A 19,360-nucleotide genomic window follows, 5' to 3' on the forward strand; every position below is an offset into this window, starting at 1 on the left:
GCCGCTGCCTCCCCTTGCGCCGAACGTGCGGCTGGACGCACGCTCAACCACGAACGTGCGGCTGGCCGCACATTCGGCACCGAGAAAGCTAGCCGAGGATGAGGCCCGACGTCGGGACGCCCGTCCCCGCGGTGACCAACACGTGCTCGACGTCGGGCACCGGGTTCACGGAGGTGCCGCGCAACTGCCGCACACCCTCGGCGATGCCGTTCATCCCATGGATGTAGGCCTCACCGAGCTGGCCGCCATGCGTGTTGATGGGCAGCCGGCCGCCGACCTCGACGGCACCGCCGGCGATGAAGTCCTTCGCTTCACCCTTGCCGCAGAACCCCAACTCCTCCAACTGAATCAGGGTGAACGGGGTGAAGTGGTCGTACAAGACAGCGGTCTGGATATCCGACGGCTTGAGCCCGGACTGCTGCCACAACTGCCGGCCAACCAGACCCATCTCGGGCAGACCCAGCTCCGGGCGGTAGTAGCTCACCATCGTGTACTGGTCCGGGCTGGAACCCTGCGACGCCGCCTCGATGACGGCCGGCCGCTGCTTGAGGTCCCGCGCACGCTCCGCGGACGTCACAACGATCGCCACCGCGCCATCGGTTTCCTGGCAGCAGTCCAGCAGCCGCAACGGCTCGGCGATCCACCGCGAATTCTGGTGGTCCTCAATGGTTATCGGCTTCTCGTAGAAGTAGGCCTTGGGATTGTTGGCCGCGTGCTTGCGGTCGGCCACCGAGATGACGCCGAAGTCCCGGCTGGTCGCGCCGGACAGATGCATGTACCGCTGGGCGATCATCGCCACCTGCGCGGCCGGCGTGGACAGCCCGTGGGGATAGGAGAAGGAATTGTCCGCCGTCGTCGAATCGGCTTGGGCGCCAGCGTCACCCACCAACCGCGACTGAACCTGGCCGAACCGCATGCCGGAGCGCTCGTTGAATGCCCGATACGCCACCACGACATCGGCCACTCCGGTCGCGACGGCCATCGCCGCGTGCTGGATGGTCGCGCACGCGGCTCCGCCGCCGTAGTGGACCTTGGAGAAGAACTTCAGCTCGCCGATGCCGACCGCACGCGCGACGGCGATTTCGGTGTTGGTGTCCATCGTGAACGTGGTCAGCCCGTCGACGTCGGCCGGGCTCAGGCCGGCATCATCGAGGGCGTCCTGCACCGCCTCGGCGGCCAGGCGCAGCTCGCTTCGGCCGGAGTCCTTCGAGAAGTCGGTGGCCCCGATGCCGACGATCGCAGCTTTACCCGACAACACTAGGCGTCCCCCATCGTGAGCGTGGCTGTGGCGACGACGTGGTCGCCAAGGCTGTTGCTGCCCACCACCTTTACGGTGATCAGGCCGTCGTCCACGGCGGTCACCTCACCGGAGAATGTCACGGTGTCGTAGGCGTACCACGGCACGCCCAGTCGCAGTCCGATCGACTTGATCAGCGCCGACGGCCCCGCCCAGTCGGTGACGTAGCGCTGCACCAGCCCGGTGTCGGTGAGGATGTTGACGAAGATGTCCTTCGAGCCCTTGGCCTGCGCCTTGTCGCGGTCGTGGTGCACGTCCTGGAAGTCGCGGGTGGCCAGGGCCGTCGAGATGATGAACGTCGGATCGCCGTGTAGCTTCAGCTCGGGCAGCTTCGTGCCCACCTCAATCACCGGTGCACTCATGCCGCGGGCTCCCACGCGTAGAGGGTCCACTCCGGCCCCGTCTCACCGGCCGGGAAGTCGATATAGGTTGCGCGAACGGGCATTCCGATCGCCACCGCGGCCGGGTCGGCGCCGCGCAGCTCGCCCAGCATCCGCACGCCTTCCTCCAACTCGACGAGGGCGATGACGAACGGCAGCGTGCGGCCCGGCACCTTCGGCGCGTGGTGCACGACGAAACTGAATACGGTGCCCTTACCGCTGGCCACCACGTAGTCGATCGGCTCGGCCTTGTCCTGCCACACCGCGGGCACCGGCGGGTGCTGCAGGCTGCCGTCCGGCCGGCGCTGGATCCGCAGCTCGTGCGCCTTGACGCCCTCCCAGAAGAATGCGGTGTCCCGCGACATCGAGGGGCGCATCATGGTGTCGGGATCGAGGTCGTCAGGCACCGAGCCGGAGGACTCCGACGACTCGCGCGGCTTGAATTTGAGGATGCGCCAGTTCATCTCGGCGACGTCCTCGTCGCCGACCCGCCAGATGATGTGCTGGTTGACGAAGAAACCTTCGCCCAGCGCGGTCTGCTTGGGCCCGACCACGTCACCCATCTCAGAGGTGATGCTGACTTCCTCGCCGGGCTGGAGATAGCGGTGATAGGTCTGCTCGCAGTTGGTGGCCACCACACCGATGTAGCCGTTGTCGTCGAACAGTTGCATGATCGGGCCGAGCGGATCGTCCTTCGGACGTTCGCCGCCCAGGCCGAACATCGTCCAGACTTGAATCATTGCCGGCGGTGCGACAATTCCCGGGTGACCGGCGGCCCGGGCCGCGGCCTCGTCGGTGTAGATCGGGTTGCGGTCGCCCAGTGCCTCCACCCAGTTGTTGATCGTCGGCTGATTCACCGGATCGCGGGCCGCGCGCGGTTTACTGCTGCCGGCGGCCTTGATCTGCGCGACGGCTTCCTGGATATCGGTCATCTGGGCACCCTCGGCACCTTGAGGCCAGCGGCCGCGATCATCTCACGCATGACTTCGTTGACGCCTCCACCGAAGGTGATCACCAGGTTGCGCTTGGTTTGCGAGTCCAGCCAGTTGAGCAGGTCGGCCGTGTCGGAGTCCGCGGGGTTGCCGTACTTGCCGACGATCTCCTCGGCGAGCCGGCCGATGTACTGAATGCGCTCGGTACCAAAGACTTTCGTCGACGCGGCGTCGGCCACGTTGATGTCCTCGCCTGCGGCTGCCACCTGCCAGTTGAGCAACTCGTTGATCCGCCACATCGCGTGGATCTCGCCGAGCGCCCGCTTGACGTCCTGGTGATCGATCGGCGTAACACCGTCGCTTCCGGGCTTCGAAGCCCAGGCGTGCACGCGGTCGTAGATACCGGCTACCCGGCCCGCCGGGCCGAGCATCACCCGCTCGTTGTTGAGCTGCGTGGTGATCAGCCGCCATCCGCCGTTCTCCTCGCCGACCAGCATGTCGGCGGGCACCCGCACGTCGTTGTAGTACGTGGCGTTCGTGTGGTGGGCACCGTCGGACAGGATGATCGGCGTCCAGGAGTAGCCGGGATCCTTCGTGTCGACGATGAGGATCGAAATGCCTTTGTGCTTAACGGCTTCCGGATCGGTGCGGCACGCCAGCCAGATGTAGTCGGCATCGTGCGCGCCGGTGGTGAAGATCTTCTGGCCGTTGACGATGTACTCGTCACCGTGGCGGACGGCCGTGGTCCGCAGGGAAGCCAGGTCGGTTCCCGCCTCGGGTTCGGTATAGCCGATCGCGAAGTGGACCTCGCCGGCCAGGATCGCGGGCAGGAACTTCTTCTTCTGCATCTCGTTGCCGAAGACCTGCAGTGTCGGCCCTACGGTCTGCAACGTCACCGCCGGCAGCGGCACGTCGGCCCGGTGCGCCTCGTTGACGAAAATCGACTGCTCGATCGGGCCAAAGCCCAAGCCCCCGAACTCCTTTGGCCATCCGACCCCGAGCTTGCGGTCCTTGCCCATTCGCCGGATCACGGCGCGATAGGCCTCGTTGTGCCGGTCCTGCTCCATCGCCTTCATCTCGTCGGACGAGATCAGGGTCGAAAAGTATTCCCGTAGTTCCGCTTGCAGCTGACGCTGCTCGGGCGTGAGGTCTATGAACATTGCGCTCCCACCAAGTCGAGGCGATGAGAAGGTCCGCCCAGTAGCCGTGCCAGGTCCTTGATCGTCGAGTAGTAGCGGTGCATCGGGTACGTGATGTCCATCCCCATCCCGCCGTGCAGGTGATGACACGTCTGCATCACCGGCGGCGCCTGCGACGCGATCCAATAACCGAGCACGTCGAGGTCGTCGTCGGCGTCGCGGCCTTCGGACAGTCGCCAGACCACCGACTTGGCGGCCAAATCTATAGTGCGCGAGGCGATATAGACCTCGGACAGCTGCGCCGCCACCGTCTGGAAGGTGGACAGCGGCTTGCCGAACTGCTTGCGGTTGGCCACGTAGTCGGCGGTGAGCCGCAGCGCCCCGGCGACCAGCCCGTCGGCGTATGCGCCGATCGCGGCCAACGCCAGCTGATTGACTCGGCGCGCCGTCGCGCCCGCCAGAATGTCGCCGTCGGGAACGGCGACGTCGGCGAACGTGACCGTGTACTCGTCCGAACCGTTCGACGTCGGCGTGCGAACCAGCCGCACCCCGTCCGCCTTCGGCGACACCAGGACGACCGCGCTGTCGGACGTCACCATGATCCAGTCCGCCTGTTCGGCATGGGCCACACCGACTTTGGTGCCCGACAACCCCCCATGAACGAAGGTGGTGGCCGGCCGGTCGGGCAGCGCCGCGCCGGGTTCGTTCAGCGCCGCGGTCAACACGCCGCCCTTGGCGACTCCGGCAAGGAAACGGTCCTGCTGTTCGTCGGACGCCAGGTCGAGCAGCGGCACCACGCCGAGGCCCAGCGTGGCCAGCGCCGGGGTGATGGCGCCACGGCGGCCGACTTCGGTGAGCACCGTCGCGACCTCGGGCAGACCCACGCCGTCGCCGCCCAGCCGTTCCGGCACCGGCAACGCCGTCACGCCGCCGTCAACCAAAGCGCTCCACGAGATCTCGCGGTCGAGCACCGACGTGACGACGTCGGCGACCGCGTTTTGCTCGGCGCTGAGGTCGAAGTCCATCAGTGATTCACCGGGCACTTGCCGGTGTAGTCGACCTGCCAATGCTTGATGCCGTTGAGCCAGCCCGACCGCAGTCGCTCGGGCGCCGAGATCGGCTTCAGGTCGGGCATGTGGTCCGCCACCGCGTTGAAGATCAGGTTGATGGTCATCTTGGCCAGGTTGGCGCCGATGCAGTAGTGCGCACCGGTGCCGCCAAAACCGACGTGCGGGTTGGGATTCCGCAGGATGTTGAAGGTGAACGGGTCCTCGAAGACCTCTTCGTCGAAGTTGGCCGAACGGTAGAACATGAGCACCCGCTGGCCTTTTTTGATCTGCACGCCCGACAGCTCGTAGTCCTCGAGCGCGGTGCGCTGGAAGCAGGTCACCGGGGTGGCCCACCGCACGATCTCGTCGGCGGCGGTCTCCGGGCGCTCCTTCTTGTAAAGCTCCCACTGGTCGGGGAATTCGGCGAACGCCATCATCCCCTGGGTGATGGAGTTGCGGGTGGTCTCGTTGCCTGCCACCGCGAGCATCACCACGAAGAAGCCGAATTCGTCGTCGGAGAGCTTCTCCCCGTCGATGTCGGCCTCGATCAGTTGAGTCACGATGTCGTCGCCGGGATTGCGTCCCTTTTCCTCGGCCATCTTCATCGCGTACGAAATCAACTCGAACGACGACATCTGCGGGTCGATGTCCGCGTACTCCGGATCATCGTTGCCGGTCATCTCGTTCGACCACCGGAAGATCTTGTCGCGGTCGTCCTGTGGCACGCCGAGCAAGCCGGCGATCGCCTGGAGCGGCAGCTCGCAGGACACCTGCTCGACGAAGTCACCCGACCCCGCGGCCGCCGCGGTCTTGGCGATTTTCTGGGCGCGTTCCCTGAGTTCGGCCTCGAGGCGTCCGACCGCGCGCGGCGTGAAGCCACGGGAGATGATCTTGCGCAGCCGGGTGTGGTGCGGCGCGTCCATGTTGAGCAGGACCGCCCGCTGCATGTCGATGTTCTCGCGCGGAATGTCGTTCTGGAACCGCGGGATCACGCAGTTTTCGAAGCTGGAGAAGACGTCACTGCGCCGCGACACTTCCTTGACGTCGTTGAGCTTGGAGATCGCCCAATAGCCGCCGTCGTGGAACCCGCCGCCGGTACCGGGCGCTTGTTCGTTCCACCAGATGGGCGCAGTTGCCCGCAACTCGGCAAATTCCTCGACCGGAATCCGCTCGGCGTAGACGTCGGGGTCGGTGAAATCCCACCCGGGCGGAAGATTGGGGCTGGGCACGCTAATTCTCCTTCACTGCAGTCCTCGATGACCTGCGATCCCAGGACACTAGCTGTCCTAGTGATGCTCTGGTGCCAGTAAAACATGCCTCCACCGCAGACAAAAGGCGCCCAAGCATCCTCGCTTGTCAGAGTAATGAAACGTGTTCTAGCCTGACCCCATGGGTAACCCGGTAATCGTTGAAGCCACCCGCAGCCCGATCGGCAAGCGCAACGGATGGCTGTCAGGACTGCACGCCACCGAGCTGCTGGGCGCGGTGCAAAAGGCCCTGGTTGAAAAGGCCGGCATCGACGCCGGCGACGTCGAGCAGGTCGTCGGCGGTTGCGTCACGCAGTTCGGCGAGCAGTCCAACAACATCACGCGGGTGAGCTGGCTCGTCGCCGGCCTGCCGGAGCACGTCGGCGCCACCACCGTGGACTGCCAGTGCGGCAGCAGCCAGCAGGCCAACGGCCTCGTCGCGGGCCTGATCGCCGCGGGCGCCATCGACATCGGCATCGCGTGCGGAATCGAGGCCATGAGCCGCGTCGGCCTGGGCGCCAATGCGGGTCCGGACCGGACCATCCTGCGGCCCGCGTCGTGGGACATCGATCTGCCCGACCAGTTCACCGCCGCCGAGCGGATCGCCAAGCGCCGCGGCATCACCCGCGAGGACATCGACGCCTGGGGGTTCGAGTCGCAACTGCGCGCCAAGCGGGCCTGGGAGGAGGGCCGCTTCGACCGGGAAATCTCGCCGATCGAGGCACCGGTCCTCGACGAGCAAAAGCAGCCCACCAGCGACCGCCACATGGTCTCCCGGGACCAGGGCCTGCGCGACACCACCCTCGAGGGCCTGAGCCAGCTCAAGCCGGTCATCGAGGGCGGGATCCACACGGCGGGCACCTCGTCGCAGATTTCCGACGGTGCGGCCGCGGTGTTGTGGATGGACGAGGACAAAGCCAAGGCGCTCGGGCTGCGGCCACGTGCCCGGATCGTCAGCCAGGCGCTCGTCGGCGCCGAGCCCTACTACCACCTGGACGGACCGGTGCAGTCGACGGCAAAGGTGCTGGAGAAGGCCGGCATGAAGATCGGCGACATCGACCTCACCGAGATCAACGAGGCGTTCGCCTCGGTGGTGCTGTCCTGGGCGCGGGTCCACGAGCCCGACATGGCCAGGGTGAACGTGAACGGCGGCGCGATCGCGCTCGGACATCCGGTGGGCAGCACCGGCAGCCGGCTGATCACCACTGCACTGCACGAACTGGAGCGCACCGATCAGAGCACGGCCCTGATCACGATGTGCGCCGGGGGCGCCCTGTCCACCGGCACCATCATCGAACGCATCTAGGTGGTTGTCTCCGAGGAAAGCCGCATCGCCGCGGCGCAGGCGTACATCGACGCGCTCGTCAGCCATGACGGCGACAGTGTTCCGTTCGCCGCTCGCTGCACCCGCATCGAGCAGGGAGTGAAGAACGGATTCTCCGGGAATCACTTGCGACGCAGCCTGAATCGCGGCCCGCAGTATTGGGTCATCGCCGACACCACGCCGCCGGATTACCGCATCACCGGCGACGAGGTGCACGCGGCGTACGACGTGGTGACCAAGGCGGGCTTCGGCCGCAGGCGGCTCGCTGCCCGGGTTGACGAAACGTTCGTGATCCCCGCCGAAAGCGCTAGCGGCCGCGCCGAAATACAGCACGTCAGGGTTCGCTTCCACCCATTCATCAAGCGCTAACGGGTCTCTAGGATGACGTCATGCCAAAATCACCGCCGCGGTTTCTGAATACGCCCTACACCGACTTCCTGATCAAGTGGATGTCGCGCCTCAATACATTCATGTACCGCCGCAACGGCGGAGAGGGCCTTGGCGGGACATTCCAGAAGATTCCGGTCGCCCTGCTGACCACCACTGGCCGCAAGACCGGCGAGCCGCGCGTGAGCCCGCTGTACTTTCTGCGCGACGGTGACCGGGTGGTGGTCGCGGCGTCCAAGGGCGGCTCCGCGAAAAACCCGATGTGGTACCTCAACCTGAAGGCCAACCCCAAGGTTCAGGTGCAGATCAAAAAAGAGGTGCTCGACCTGACGGCGCGGGATGCCACCGACGAAGAGCGCGCCAAGTACTGGCCCAAATTGGTCGACATGTATCCGTCCTACGACGATTACCAGTCCTGGACCGACCGGACCATCCCGATCGTCATCTGCGACCCCTAGCGTTGCCGAGCCGACACCGGATCCGCAATTCCCGCCCGGTCGCGCTGTTGCTCAAATACTTTGCGCGTGCCCATATTTGGGCATATCGCAGGACTGACGGCAGGATCGGCGCGAAGCTGTTGTGGCTTCCGGCGGCGCTGCTGACGACGACCGGCCGCGCGTCCAGCGAGCCGCGAACCACCGCGACGCTGTACCTGCGCGACGGTGATCGGGTGATCCTGCCGGCGTCGTTCGTTGGGCGCGACGAGCACCCGTTGTGGTACCGCAACCTGAAAGAAGACCCCGAGGTGCGGGTGCAGATTCGCGGTGAACGCCTGGACCTGGTCGCCCGGGACGCAACGGACTCCGAACGCGACCGCTACTGGCCGCCCTTGATGCGGATGTATCCGCCCTACCGCAAGTACCGCGAGGCCGCGGACCGGGTGATTCCGTTGGTGGTGTGCGAACCGCGCTAGGCGCCGTAAACCGGGACCGGCGGTCGCGCCTTGGCGAGCAGGTCGGCCACCACCGGCCCTAGTTCGGCGGGCTCCCATCTCGCACCCTTGTCGATCTGCGGTCCGTGTGCCCAGCCCTCGGCGACGCGGATCTTGCCGCCCTCGACCTCGAACACCTTCCCGGTGACGTCGCGTGATTCGGCGCTGCCCAACCAGACGACCAGCGGCGAGACGTTCTCCGGCGCCATGGCGTCGAAATCCTGGTCCTGCGTCGCCATCATCTCGGCGAAGACGGTCTCGGTCATGCGGGTGCGGGCCGACGGTGCGATGGCGTTGACGGTCACGCCGTAGCGACCCATCTCGGCGGCGCCGACCAACGTCATCGCCGCGATACCGGCCTTGGCGGCGCTGTAGTTGCCCTGCCCGACACTGCCCTGCAGGCCGGCGCCCGAACTGGTGTTAATGATCCGTGCGTCAACGGTTTTGCCCTCTTTGGACAGCCCGCGCCAATACGACGCCGCGTGCCGCATCGTCGCGAAGTGGCCCTTGAGGTGCACGGCGATGACGGCGTCGAACTCCTCCTCGCTGGTGTTGGCCATCATCCGGTCGCGCACGATGCCGGCGTTGTTCACCAAAACGTCGAGCCCGCCAAAGGTTTCGACGGCGGTCCGGACGAGGCCGGCCGCTTGATTCCAGTCCGCGACGTTGGATCCGTCGGCGACGGCCTCGCCACCGGCCGCGGTGATCTCGTCGACCACACCCTGCGCGGCGCTGCCTCCCCCGGCGGGCGACCCGTCCAGGCCGACGCCGATGTCGTTGACGACGACGCGCGCGCCCTCGGCTGCGAAGGCCAGCGCGTGCGCGCGCCCGATACCGCCTCCCGCGCCGGTGACGATGACGACTCGGCCGTCGACCACTCCCATATGCCTTATCTCCTCTACTGGATCTTTACTTGATCGAGCTCGCGTTCGTGGTGGCCAGATAGTGCGGTGGCTCGCCGCCGCCGTGCACCTCCAACGAGGCGCCGCTGATGTAGCACGCCGCGTCCGAGGCCAAAAACGCTGCGGCCCAACCGACATCCGCCGGCTTGGCCAGCCGGCCCAACGGCACGTTCTTCGAAATCGCGGCGATCGACTCCGCGTCGCCGTAGAACAGGTCGGCCTGTTCGGTTTCCACCATCCCGACCACGCAGGCGTTGACCCGCACCTTGGGTCCCCATTCCACCGCCAGTGTCTGCGTCAGGCTCTCCAGGCCGGCCTTGGCCGCCCCGTATGCGCCGGTGCCCGGCGACGGCCGCCGGCCGGACAGGCTGCAGATGTTGACGATCGACCCGCCGCCCGGCTGGTCCTGCATCTTGTCGTTGGCAAACTGCGAAACCAGCAGCGCACCAATGAGGTTGAGCTCGATGATCTTGCGGTTGAATTTGGGGCTGGATTCCGCGGTCGGCACGTAGGGCGACCCTCCGGCGTTGTTGACGACCACGTCCAACCGGCCGTGTTTGTCGAGGATGGAGTCGATCAGCGACTTGACGGCCTCCTCGTCGCGCACGTCGCACGGGTGAAACTCGTAGGGCACGCCCTCGACGGCGCGGCGCGCGCAGGTGATCACGGTGGCGCCCTGTTCGGCGAAAACCGAACTGATACCGGCGCCTACGCCTCGCACGCCGCCGGTGACCAACACCACCCGCCCGGCCAGCCCTAGGTTGATACCGTCGGCTGCTTCGGCGTGAGTCACTGTGCTAGCGTACCAAGCAAGTGCTTGCTTAGGTAACCGCCCACCAGGAAGTGCCAATGACGATCACATCCACCACCACGGAACCCGGCATAGTCGCCGTCACCGTGGACTACCCGCCGGTCAACGCCATCCCGTCGCAGGGCTGGTTCGAACTCGCCGATGCCATCACGGCCGCCGGCGCCGATAACGCCACTCATGCGGTGATCCTGCGGGCCGAGGGGCGCGGCTTCAACGCCGGCGTCGACATCAAGGAAATGCAGCGCACCGAGGGATTCACCGCGCTCATCGACGCCAACCGCGGCTGCTTCGCTGCCTTTCGCGCGGTCTACGAATGCGCGGTGCCGGTGATCGCGGCCGTGAACGGATTCTGCGTCGGCGGCGGCATCGGCCTGGTCGGCAACTCCGACGTCATCGTCGCCTCCGACGACGCGACCTTCGGGCTCCCGGAGGTGGAGCGCGGTGCGCTCGGGGCGGCCACCCACCTGTCGAGGCTGGTGCCCCAGCACCTGATGCGGCGCCTGTTCTTCACAGCGGCCACCGTCGATGCCGCCACCCTGCACCACTTCGGCTCGGTGCACGAGGTGGTGCCGCGGGAGGAATTGGACGAGGCCGCGCTGCGGGTGGCGCGCGACATCGCCGCCAAGGACACGCGGGTGATCCGGGCGGCGAAGGAGGCGCTCAACTTGATCGACGTGCAACGGGTCAACTCGAGTTATCGCATGGAGCAAGGCTTTACCTTCGAGCTCAACCTCGCCGGGGTGTCCGACGAGCACCGCGACGCGTTCGCCGGAACAGCGAAGGGCAAGAAGGAGTGAGCGACAAAAGGACGACGCTGGACGAGGCGGTCGCGCAATTGCGCAGCGGCATGACGATCGGCATCGGGGGCTGGGGGTCGCGGCGCAAGCCGATGGCCTTCGTGCGCGCGATGCTGCGTACCGAGATCACGGACTTGACGGTGGTCACCTACGGTGGCCCCGACCTGGGGCTGCTGTGTTCTGCGGGCAAGGTCAAGCGCGTGTACTACGGGTTCGTCTCGCTGGATTCGCCGCCGTTCTACGATCCGTGGTTCGCCAAGGCGCGCACCGCCGGCGCGATCGAAGCCCGGGAAATGGACGAGGGCATGTTGCGCTGCGGGCTGCAGGCGGCGGCGCAGCGGCTGCCGTTCCTGCCGATCCGCGCGGGGCTGGGCAGCTCGGTGCCCGACTTCTGGGAAGGCGAATTGCGGACCGTAACCAGCCCGTACCCCGCCCCGGGCGGCGGACACGAGACCCTGATCGCCATGCCCGCATTGCGATTGGACGCCGCATTCGTGCACCTCAATCTCGGTGATAGTCAAGGCAATGCGGCCTACACCGGCATCGACCCCTACTTCGACGATCTCTTCCTGATGGCCGCCGAGCGGCGCTACCTGTCGGTGGAACGTGTCGTGCCGACCGACGAGCTGATCAAGGCGGTGCCACCGCAGGCGCTGCTGGTGAACCGGATGATGGTCGACGCGGTGGTAGAGGCGCCCGGCGGGGCCCACTTCACCACCGCCGCACCGGATTACGGGCGGGACGAGAAGTTCCAGCGACACTACGCCGAGGCCGCCTCGACAGAAGACGGCTGGCAGCGCTTCGTCCAGACCTACCTCTCGGGTAGCGAAGATGACTACCAGGCGGCCGTGCGCGCGTTCACGGAGGAGGCGTCGTCATGAGCGGGGAAATGCCCACCCGGGCCGAGGTCTGCGCCGTCGCCTGCGCCGAGTTGTTCAGGGACGCGGGCGAAATCATGGTCAGCCCGATGACGAACATGGCCTCCGTAGGCGCGCGGCTGGCGCGGCTGACGTTCTCACCGGACATCCTGCTCACCGATGGCGAGGCCCAGCTCCTGGCTGACACCCCGGCGCTGGGCAAGACCGGAGCGGTCGAAGGCTGGATGCCGTTCGGCCGGGTGTTCGAGACCCTGGCCTGGGGCCGGCGGCATGTGATCATGGGCGCCAATCAGGTCGATCGCTTTGGGAATCAGAACATCTCGGCGTTCGGCCCGCTGCAGCACCCCACCCGGCAGATGTTCGGCCTCCGCGGCGCGCCCGGCAACGCGATCAACCACGCGACCAGCTACTGGGTCGGCAACCACTCGAAGCGGGTGTTCTGCGAAGCCGTCGACGTCGTCTGCGGCATCGGCTGGGACAAGATCGACGAGGCAAACCCGGCGTTCCGGTTCGCCAACCCCTACCGGGTGGTGTCCAACCTCGGGGTGTTCGACTTCGGCGGCCCGGACAAGGCCATGCGCGCGGTGTCCCTGCACCCGGGCGTATCGCCCGACGAGGTCCGCGAGAACACGTCGTTCGAGGTGCACGGCATTGACGGCGCCGAGGAGACGAGGCTGCCGACCGACGACGAGCTGAACCTGATCCGTTCGGTCATCGACCCGAAGTCGCTGCGCGACAGAGAGATACGTTCATGATTGTTCCGCCTCCTCCTCATCGCTTTGCTCTGCATCGTCGGCGGTGGCTATGAGATTGCGCACGCCGCTGACCGAACTGGTCGGCGTCGAGCATCCGGTGGTGCAGACCGGGATGGGCTGGGTGGCCGGTGCCCGGCTGGTGTCCGCCACGGCCAACGCGGGCGGCCTGGGCATCCTGGCGTCGGCGACGATGACGCTGGACGAGCTGGCGACCGCGATCGGCAAGGTCAAGGCGGCTACCGACAAGCCGTTCGGCGTGAACATCCGCGCCGACGCGGCCGACGCGGGTGACCGGGTCGAGTTGATGATCCGCGAGGGTGTGAAGGTCGCGTCGTTTGCGCTGGCACCCAAACCAGAGTTGATAGCGCGGCTGAAAGATGCTGGGGCGGTGGTCATCCCCTCGATCGGTGCGGCCAAGCATGCACGGAAGGTCGCGGGCTGGGGCGCCGACGCGATGATCGTCCAGGGCGGCGAGGGCGGCGGGCACACCGGGCCCGTCGCGACGACGCTGCTGCTGCCGTCCGTGCTGGACGCGGTCAAGGGCACCGGCATCCCCGTGATCGCGGCGGGCGGATTCTTCGACGGGCGTGGCCTCGCCGCGGCGCTGTCCTACGGCGCCGCCGGGGTCGCGATGGGCACCCGGTTCTTGCTCACCTCGGATTCCACCGTGCCCGACGCGGTCAAGCAGCGGTACTTAGAGGCGGCGCTGGACGGCACGGTGGTCACCACGCGCGTTGACGGCATGCCGCACCGGGTGCTGCGCACCGGGTTAGTCGAGAAGCTGGAAAGCGGTTCACGGGCAAGGGGTTTCACCGCGGCGCTGCGCAATGCCGCCAAGTTCAAGAAGATGTCGCAGATGACTTGGCGCTCGATGATCAGCGACGGGCTGGCGATGCGGCACGGCAAGGAGCTGACCTGGTCGCAGGTGGTGATGGCGGCCAATACGCCGATGCTGCTGAAGGCCGGCCTCGTCGAGGGCAACACCGACGCCGGTGTGCTGGCGTCGGGACAGGTGGCCGGCATCCTCGACGACCTGCCGTCGTGCGCCGAGCTGATCGAAGCGATCGTGCGCGACGCAATCGAACACCTCCAGGCGGCATCGTCTTACGTCGTGGAGTAGCCATCGCTTTTCGGCGGGCGTGCGCAGTTGTACACGAATTGCGGCGTGTCGGCGTACAGACACGCACGTTCGCCGCAGTGTGTTAGAGCCGCTCGATGATGGTGACGTTGGCCGTGCCGCCGCCCTCGCACATCGTCTGCAGCCCATAGCGGCCGCCGATGCGCTCCAACTCGTTCAGCATGGTGGCGAACAGCTTGGCCCCGGTGGCGCCCAGCGGATGACCGAGGGCGATCGCGCCGCCGTTGGGGTTGACCTTCTCCGGGTCGGCCTTGATCTCCTTGAGCCAGGCCATCACAACGGGTGCGAACGCCTCGTTGATCTCCACGGTATCGATGTCGCTGATCGACAGCCCGGTCTTCTCCAGCGCGTGGCGGGTGGCCGGGATCGGGCCGGTCAGCATGAACACCGGGTCGGCGGCGCGCGCGCTGATGTGGTGGATGCGGGCCCTGGGCGTCAATCCGTGGTCCTTGACGGCCTGCTCGGAAGCCAGCAGCACCGCACTGGCGCCGTCGGAAATCTGACTGGCCATCGCCGCCGTCAGCCGTCCCCCCTCGACGAGCGGTTTCAGGCCGGCCATCTTCTCCATCGACGACTCGCGCGGGCCTTCGTCGACGCGGAACGGCCCGGATTCGGTTTCGACGGTGAGGATTTCGTTGTCGAAGTGGCCGCCGCGGATCGCCGCGAACGCGCGCTCGTGGCTGGTCAGCGCGTAGCGCTCCATCTCCTCGCGCGACAGGTTCCACTTTTCGGCGATCAGCTCCGAGCCGCGGAACTGTGAGATCTCCTGATCGCCATAGCGATGCAGCCACTGCTTGGATTCATTGGTCGGTGAAGTGAACCCGAACTGCTCGGCGACGGTCATCGCCGACGAGATCGGGATCTGGCTCATGTTCTGCACGCCGCCGGCCACGATGAGGTCGGCCGTGCCGGACATGATCGCTTGCGCGCCAAAGGAAATCGCCTGCTGGCTGGAGCCGCACTGGCGATCCACGGTGACACCGGGAACCTCTTCGGGGTAGCCGGCGGCCAGCCAGGAGAGCCGGGCGATGTTGCCCGCCTGTCCCCCGATGGCGTCGACGCAGCCGGCGATCACGTCGTCGACGGCGGCGGGGTCGACGTCGATCCGGTCCAGAAGTCCGCGCCACCCCAGCGCGCCCAGGTCGATGGGATGGATCCCGGCCAGCGATCCGCCGCGCTTGCCGACCGCAGTACGCACAGCGTCGATGACGTACGCCTCAGGCATCTTTCAAACTCCTTCTTTGGTGATCCCGCCGAGCACGATGGCGAGATATTGCTGACCCACCTGCTGCGCGGTGAGCGGTCCGCCGGGTTGATACCAGCGCACCGACACCCAGGTGGTGTCGCGGATGAATCGGTAGACGAGGTCGACGTCGAGGTCGGGCCGGAAGTAGCCCTCGTCGACGCCCTGGTTGAGCACCTCGACCCACATCTTGCGTTGCTGGCGGTTCATGTCCTCGATGTAGGAGAACCGGGCCTGCGACAGCAGCCGTTTGGCTTCGTCCTGATAGATGACGACTTGCGCGTGACGATCCTCGATCGCCTCGAACGACGCCATGAACAGGCCCTTGAGCCGCTCGAGCGGGTTGGCCTCGCTGTCCACGATCTCGCGGTAGCGGGCGAACAACCAGTCCAGGAAGCTGCGCAGCAGCTCGTCGACGATCTCCTCTTTCGAGGAGAAGTGGTGGTACAGACTGCCGGACAGGATGCCGGCACCGTCGGCGATGTCGCGCACGGTGGTGGCGCGCAGGCCCCGCTCGGCGAACATGGTCGCGGCGAGGTCCAGCAGCTCGTCTCGCCGGCTGTTCGCCTGACCGGGCACTCGGTCCACCGGATCAGAGTATCAACCAAGCGCTTGCTTGGCCAGTCGCCTTGCTCACGGATGCTGGCTCGAGACGGAGATGACCTCGCCCGTGAGGTAACTCGAGTAGTCGCTGGCCAGGAACGCGATGGTGGCCGCCACCTCCCACGGCTCGGCGGCTCGCCCGAACGCCTCGCCCGCGGAGAGCTGGTCGAGTAGCTCCGCCGACGTGGTCTTGTCCAGAAATTTGTGCCGGGCGATGCTCGGCGACACCGCGTTGATTCGGACGCCGTACTCGACGGCTTCGATTGCGCTGCAACGGGTTAACGCCATCACCCCGGCCTTGGCGGCCGCGTAGTGCGACTGCGAGTGCTGCGCGCGCCAACCCAGGACGCTGGCGTTGTTGACGATCACCCCGCCGTGTGGGGCGTCGCGGAAGTATCGCAGCGCAGCGCGAGTCGCCCGAAACACCGACGTCAGGGTGACGTTCAGGACGCGATCCCACTCCTCGTCGGTCATGTCGACCACCGGCGTCTGCCCACCGAGCCCGGCGTTGTTGACCAGTACGTCGATGCGGCCCATCCGGGCATGGGCCGACGCGAACAACGCGTCGACCTGGACGCTCGACGTCACGTCGCACACCACCTTCTCGACGCGACCCTGCCCCAGCGCCGACAGCTCGTCGGCTGCCTCGCCCAACCGTCGTTCGTGGTGGTCGGAGATCACCACGTCGGCACCCTCGGCCAGGGCCCGCCGTGCGGTCGCCGATCCGATGCCGGTGCCCGCGGCGGCCGTCACGATGACCACCTTGCCGGCCAGAAGCCCGTGTCCGGCAACCTCTTTCGGTGCTTCGGCCAGACTCATCCCTTAACCTCTCGCGGTAGGCCGAGCACCCGCTCGGCGATGATGTTGCGCTGGATCTCGTTGGACCCGCCGTAGATGGTGTCGGCGCGGGTGAACAGGTACAGCCGCTGCCACTCGTCGAACTCGCCATCGGTGAGCGTCAGGCCGGGCTTGCCGATGACGTCCATCGCCAGCTCGCCCAGATCGCGATGCCAGTTGGCCCACAACAGCTTCGACACGTTGTCCTGGCCTGGCTGCTCGACATCCATGGTGGCTAGCGCGTACGAACGCATCGCCCGCAGCCCCGTCCACGCCCGCGTCAGCCGCTCCCGGATGAACGGATCGTCGGCTGCGCCGTTGCGCTGTGCGAGCTCGGCGAGGTTGGAAAGCTCACGGGCATAACGGATTTGCTGCCCCAGCGTCGAGACGCCGCGCTCGAACGTCAGCGTTCCCATGGCGACCCGCCAGCCATCGCCCGGCTGGCCGACCACCATCGATGCGTCGGTGCGGGCGTCGTCGAAGAACACCTCGTTGAACTCCGCGGTGCCGGTGATCTGGACAATAGGCCGGATCTGCACGCCCGGCTGGTCCAGCGGCACCAGCAGATACGACAGCCCGGCGTGCCGCTTGGAGCCCTTCTCGGTGCGCGCCACCACGAAGCACCACTGCGACAGGTGCGCCAGCGACGTCCAGACCTTCTGGCCGTTGATCACCCACTGGTCGCCGTCGAGCTCGGCGGTGGTCGAGACGTTGGCCAGGTCGCTGCCGGCGCCGGGCTCCGAATATCCCTGGCACCACAGTTCGGTGACGTCCAGGATCCGGGGCAGGAAGCGCTCCTGCTGCTCGGGTGTCCCGAACGCGATCAGCGTCGGGCCGAGCAGCTCCTCACCGAAGTGGTTGACCTTGTCCGGGGCGTCGGCGCGGGCGTATTCCTCGTAGAAGGCCACCCGATGCGCCGTCGAAAGGCCGCGGCCGCCGTGCTCGACCGGCCAGCCCAGACAGGTCAGCCCCGCCGCGGCCAGATGCTGGTTCCAGGCCCGGCGCTCTTCGAACGCTTCGTGTTCACGCCCGGGGCCACCGAGGCCCTTGAGCGCTGCGAATTCGCCGACCAGATTGTCGGCGAGCCAATCTCGGACCTCCGCCCGGAACTCCTCGACATCCTGCATGCACTGTAGGCTAACCTACCAAGCACTTGCTTTGTTAGGAGCATCGATGACTGACGATCCGCGCACCGTGCCCGCGGCGCTGGACCGTTTCGTCGACCAGCTCCCCGACCACGCCGCGCTGATCACCGACGACCGTTCGTTCACCGCGGCCGAGCTGCGCGACGAGGTGCACCGCGCGACGGCCGCGCTCATCGCGCTCGGCGTCCAACACCGCGACCGGGTGGCCATCTGGTCGCCGAACACCTGGCACTGGGTGGTCGCCTGCCTGGCGATTCACCACGCCGGGGCCGCGATGGTGCCGCTCAATACGCGCTACACCGCCTCGGAGGCCGCCGACATCCTGGCCCGCACCGAGGCGCCGGTGCTGTTCGGGATGGGCCGATTTCTCGGTAACGATCGACTCGCCGACCTCGACCGCGCGGCCCTGCCCGCGCTGCGGCACATCGTGCGCATCCCGATCGAAGCCGAGGACGGCACCTGGGACGAATTCATCGCCCAGGGTTCCGGGTCCGCCGCCGTCTCCGAACGTGCCGCGGCCGTGGTCCCCGACGACGTCAGCGACATCCTGTTCACCTCCGGGACCACCGGTCGCAGCAAAGGCGTGCTGTGCGCGCACCGGCAATCGCTCTCGGCGTCGGCCTCGTGGGCCGCCAACGGCAAGATCACGAGCGACGACCGCTACCTGTGCATCAACCCGTTCTTCCACAACTTCGGATACAAGGCCGGCATTCTGGCCTGCCTGCAGACCGGGGCGACGCTGATCCCGCACCTGACCTTCGATCCGCTGCGCACGCTGCAGGCCATCGAGCAATACCGCATCACCGTGTTGCCCGGGCCGCCCACGATCTACCAGACCCTGCTCGATCACCCGGCCCGCAACGACTACGACCTGAGCTCGCTGCGGTTCGCGGTGACCGGCGCGGCCACCGTTCCCGTGGTGTTGGTCGAACGCATGCAGTCCGAGCTCGACATCGACATCGTGCTGACCGCCTATGGCCTGACCGAGGCCAATGGCATGGGCACCATGTGCCGAGCCGACGACGACGCGGTGACCGTCGCCACCACCTGCGGCCGCCCGTTCGCGGACTTCGAATTGCGCATCGACGCAACGGAACCCGGCGAATCGGGAGAGGTGCTGCTGCGCGGGCCCAACGTGATGCTGGGCTATCTCGACGATCCGGAGGCCACCGCCGCGGCCATCGACGCCGACGGCTGGCTGCACACCGGTGACATCGGCGCCGTCGACAAGGCCGGAAACCTGCGCATCACCGACCGGCTCAAGGACATGTACATCTGTGGCGGCTTCAACGTCTATCCCGCCGAGGTCGAGCAGGTGCTGGCCCGACTGGAGGGCGTGGCCGACGCCGCCGTGATAGGGGTTCCCGACGAGCGCCTGGGCGAGGTGGGCCGGGCGTTCGTGGTGACCCGGCCCGGCTCGGACCTCGACGAGCAATCGGTAATCGCTTATACCCGTGAACATTTGGCGAACTTCAAGGCACCGCGGTCGGTGCGATTCGTCGACGCGTTGCCGCGCAATGCGGGCGGCAAGGTGGTTAAACCACAACTGCGAGAGCTGGCCTGAA

Annotated in this window: 21 protein-coding genes; 9 read left to right on the top strand and 12 right to left on the bottom strand. The window is 66.9% G+C overall.

Going from position 1 to position 19,360, the window contains the following annotated elements:
* Positions 1-88 precede the first annotated feature (88 nt).
* Genes A5745_RS12315 through A5745_RS12340 form a run of 6 tightly spaced genes read right to left on the bottom strand, consistent with a single transcriptional unit; the run spans position 89 to position 6,026 of the window.
* Positions 89-1,258, bottom strand: a complete 1,170-nt coding sequence (locus A5745_RS12315; protein WP_076064211.1) for a lipid-transfer protein — start codon at positions 1,256-1,258, stop codon at positions 89-91.
* Complete coding sequence (locus tag A5745_RS12320; RefSeq protein WP_076064344.1) at positions 1,258-1,659, bottom strand: MaoC family dehydratase; 402 nt, start codon at positions 1,657-1,659, stop codon at positions 1,258-1,260. The genes A5745_RS12315 and A5745_RS12320 overlap by 1 nt, the downstream gene beginning before the upstream one ends.
* Positions 1,656-2,609, bottom strand: coding sequence for a bifunctional MaoC family dehydratase N-terminal/OB-fold nucleic acid binding domain-containing protein (locus A5745_RS12325; RefSeq protein WP_076064209.1), 954 nt, complete (start codon positions 2,607-2,609; stop codon positions 1,656-1,658). The genes A5745_RS12320 and A5745_RS12325 overlap by 4 nt, the downstream gene beginning before the upstream one ends.
* Entirely contained in the window at positions 2,606-3,769 is a 1,164-nt protein-coding gene (gene fadE29 / locus A5745_RS12330; protein ID WP_076064207.1) for an acyl-CoA dehydrogenase FadE29, read from the bottom strand. The genes A5745_RS12325 and fadE29 overlap by 4 nt, the downstream gene beginning before the upstream one ends.
* The gene (locus tag A5745_RS12335; protein ID WP_076064206.1) at positions 3,760-4,773 is read right to left on the bottom strand and encodes an acyl-CoA dehydrogenase family protein; all 1,014 of its coding nucleotides are present in this window, start codon (positions 4,771-4,773) and stop codon (positions 3,760-3,762) included. Before A5745_RS12335 ends, fadE29 begins: the two co-directional genes overlap by 10 nt.
* Complete coding sequence (locus A5745_RS12340; RefSeq protein ID WP_076064204.1) at positions 4,773-6,026, bottom strand: cytochrome P450; 1,254 nt, start codon at positions 6,024-6,026, stop codon at positions 4,773-4,775. The genes A5745_RS12335 and A5745_RS12340 overlap by 1 nt, the downstream gene beginning before the upstream one ends.
* 160 nt (positions 6,027-6,186) lie before the next feature.
* Between A5745_RS12340 and A5745_RS12345 the strand changes: the two genes are divergently transcribed.
* From A5745_RS12345 to A5745_RS12360, 4 genes are read left to right on the top strand one after another with little or no spacing between them, the layout of a single operon-like run.
* Positions 6,187-7,350, top strand: coding sequence for a steroid 3-ketoacyl-CoA thiolase (locus A5745_RS12345; protein WP_076064202.1), 1,164 nt, complete (start codon positions 6,187-6,189; stop codon positions 7,348-7,350).
* Positions 7,351-7,737 carry a hypothetical protein gene (locus A5745_RS12350; RefSeq protein WP_076064200.1) on the top strand — a complete coding sequence of 129 codons (387 nt, stop codon included), beginning with the start codon at positions 7,351-7,353 and terminating at the stop codon, positions 7,735-7,737.
* A gap of 20 nt (positions 7,738-7,757) precedes the next feature.
* The gene (locus A5745_RS12355) at positions 7,758-8,213 is read left to right on the top strand and encodes a nitroreductase family deazaflavin-dependent oxidoreductase (protein ID WP_076064198.1); all 456 of its coding nucleotides are present in this window, start codon (positions 7,758-7,760) and stop codon (positions 8,211-8,213) included.
* Between the two features lie 2 nt (positions 8,214-8,215).
* Positions 8,216-8,668 (top strand): nitroreductase family deazaflavin-dependent oxidoreductase, encoded by a 453-nt coding sequence (locus tag A5745_RS12360; protein WP_076116198.1) that lies wholly within the window; start codon positions 8,216-8,218, stop codon positions 8,666-8,668.
* Here the strand turns inward: A5745_RS12360 and A5745_RS12365 are convergent.
* Positions 8,665-9,570: an SDR family oxidoreductase gene (locus A5745_RS12365; RefSeq protein WP_076116199.1), complete on the bottom strand. Its 906-nt coding sequence runs from the start codon at positions 9,568-9,570 to the stop codon at positions 8,665-8,667. The two genes, A5745_RS12360 and A5745_RS12365, sit on opposite strands and share 4 nt — an antisense overlap.
* A 25-nt stretch (positions 9,571-9,595) precedes the next feature.
* Complete coding sequence (locus A5745_RS12370) at positions 9,596-10,381, bottom strand: SDR family oxidoreductase (RefSeq protein ID WP_175879814.1); 786 nt, start codon at positions 10,379-10,381, stop codon at positions 9,596-9,598.
* Between the two features lie 56 nt (positions 10,382-10,437).
* On the opposite strand from A5745_RS12370, the gene echA20 reads away from it, so the two are divergent.
* From echA20 to ipdC, 4 genes are read left to right on the top strand one after another with little or no spacing between them, the layout of a single operon-like run.
* Complete coding sequence (gene echA20 / locus A5745_RS12375; protein ID WP_076064193.1) at positions 10,438-11,196, top strand: (7aS)-7a-methyl-1,5-dioxo-2,3,5,6,7,7a-hexahydro-1H-indene-carboxyl-CoA hydrolase; 759 nt, start codon at positions 10,438-10,440, stop codon at positions 11,194-11,196.
* A complete protein-coding gene (gene ipdA / locus A5745_RS12380; RefSeq protein ID WP_076116200.1) occupies positions 11,193-12,077 on the top strand; it encodes a cholesterol ring-cleaving hydrolase subunit IpdA in 885 nt (294 codons plus the stop codon). The genes echA20 and ipdA overlap by 4 nt, the downstream gene beginning before the upstream one ends.
* Positions 12,078-12,085: 8 nt before the next feature.
* Entirely contained in the window at positions 12,086-12,829 is a 744-nt protein-coding gene (gene ipdB / locus A5745_RS12385; protein WP_076116201.1) for a cholesterol ring-cleaving hydrolase subunit IpdB, read from the top strand.
* A 49-nt stretch (positions 12,830-12,878) separates the two neighbouring features.
* Positions 12,879-13,949 (top strand): (3aS,4S,5R,7aS)-5-hydroxy-7a-methyl-1-oxo-octahydro-1H-indene-4-carboxyl-CoA dehydrogenase, encoded by a 1,071-nt coding sequence (ipdC, locus tag A5745_RS12390; RefSeq protein ID WP_076116202.1) that lies wholly within the window; start codon positions 12,879-12,881, stop codon positions 13,947-13,949.
* A gap of 82 nt (positions 13,950-14,031) precedes the next feature.
* Here the strand turns inward: ipdC and fadA6 are convergent, their stop codons facing one another.
* Genes fadA6 through ipdE1 form a run of 4 tightly spaced genes read right to left on the bottom strand, consistent with a single transcriptional unit; the run spans position 14,032 to position 17,777 of the window.
* On the bottom strand, positions 14,032-15,192 hold the full coding sequence (fadA6, locus tag A5745_RS12395) for a steroid 3-ketoacyl-CoA thiolase FadA6 (protein ID WP_076116203.1): 1,161 nt from the start codon (positions 15,190-15,192) through the stop codon (positions 14,032-14,034).
* 3 nt (positions 15,193-15,195) lie between these two features.
* Entirely contained in the window at positions 15,196-15,798 is a 603-nt protein-coding gene (gene kstR2 / locus A5745_RS12400) for a TetR family transcriptional regulator KstR2 (RefSeq protein ID WP_139329560.1), read from the bottom strand.
* A gap of 45 nt (positions 15,799-15,843) precedes the next feature.
* Positions 15,844-16,632, bottom strand: coding sequence for a (5R,7aS)-5-hydroxy-7a-methyl-1-oxo-2,3,5,6,7,7a-hexahydro-1H-indene-carboxyl-CoA reductase (gene ipdF, locus A5745_RS12405; protein WP_076116204.1), 789 nt, complete (start codon positions 16,630-16,632; stop codon positions 15,844-15,846).
* Positions 16,629-17,777, bottom strand: a complete 1,149-nt coding sequence (gene ipdE1 / locus A5745_RS12410; RefSeq protein ID WP_076064180.1) for an acyl-CoA dehydrogenase IpdE1 — start codon at positions 17,775-17,777, stop codon at positions 16,629-16,631. Before ipdE1 ends, ipdF begins: the two co-directional genes overlap by 4 nt.
* 46 nt (positions 17,778-17,823) lie before the next feature.
* On the opposite strand from ipdE1, the gene fadD3 reads away from it, so the two are divergent.
* On the top strand, positions 17,824-19,359 hold the full coding sequence (fadD3, locus tag A5745_RS12415; RefSeq protein WP_076116205.1) for a 3-((3aS,4S,7aS)-7a-methyl-1,5-dioxo-octahydro-1H-inden-4-yl)propanoate--CoA ligase FadD3: 1,536 nt from the start codon (positions 17,824-17,826) through the stop codon (positions 19,357-19,359).
* Position 19,360 lies beyond the last annotated feature (1 nt).

It is taken from the genome of Mycobacterium sp. IS-2888 (assembly GCF_001954215.1).
GTDB lineage: Bacteria > Actinomycetota > Actinomycetes > Mycobacteriales > Mycobacteriaceae > Mycobacterium.

Excerpts from the sequence above, each read along its gene's own strand:
- fadD3 (WP_076116205.1), top strand. The coding sequence starts at position 17,824 with ATGACTGACGATCCGCGCACCGTGCCCGCGGCGCTGGACCGTTTCGTC.
- ipdC (WP_076116202.1), top strand. The coding sequence starts at position 12,879 with ATGAGATTGCGCACGCCGCTGACCGAACTGGTCGGCGTCGAGCATCCG.
- A5745_RS12335 (WP_076064206.1), bottom strand. The coding sequence starts at position 4,773 with ATGGACTTCGACCTCAGCGCCGAGCAAAACGCGGTCGCCGACGTCGTC.
- fadA6 (WP_076116203.1), bottom strand. The coding sequence starts at position 15,192 with ATGCCTGAGGCGTACGTCATCGACGCTGTGCGTACTGCGGTCGGCAAG.
- ipdB (WP_076116201.1), top strand. The coding sequence starts at position 12,086 with ATGCCCACCCGGGCCGAGGTCTGCGCCGTCGCCTGCGCCGAGTTGTTC.
- ipdF (WP_076116204.1), bottom strand. The coding sequence starts at position 16,632 with ATGAGTCTGGCCGAAGCACCGAAAGAGGTTGCCGGACACGGGCTTCTG.
- A5745_RS12345 (WP_076064202.1), top strand. The coding sequence starts at position 6,187 with ATGGGTAACCCGGTAATCGTTGAAGCCACCCGCAGCCCGATCGGCAAG.
- ipdE1 (WP_076064180.1), bottom strand. The coding sequence starts at position 17,777 with ATGCAGGATGTCGAGGAGTTCCGGGCGGAGGTCCGAGATTGGCTCGCC.
- A5745_RS12325 (WP_076064209.1), bottom strand. The coding sequence starts at position 2,609 with ATGACCGATATCCAGGAAGCCGTCGCGCAGATCAAGGCCGCCGGCAGC.
- fadE29 (WP_076064207.1), bottom strand. The coding sequence starts at position 3,769 with ATGTTCATAGACCTCACGCCCGAGCAGCGTCAGCTGCAAGCGGAACTA.
- echA20 (WP_076064193.1), top strand. The coding sequence starts at position 10,438 with ATGACGATCACATCCACCACCACGGAACCCGGCATAGTCGCCGTCACC.
- A5745_RS12320 (WP_076064344.1), bottom strand. The coding sequence starts at position 1,659 with ATGAGTGCACCGGTGATTGAGGTGGGCACGAAGCTGCCCGAGCTGAAG.
- A5745_RS12355 (WP_076064198.1), top strand. The coding sequence starts at position 7,758 with ATGCCAAAATCACCGCCGCGGTTTCTGAATACGCCCTACACCGACTTC.
- A5745_RS12365 (WP_076116199.1), bottom strand. The coding sequence starts at position 9,570 with ATGGGAGTGGTCGACGGCCGAGTCGTCATCGTCACCGGCGCGGGAGGC.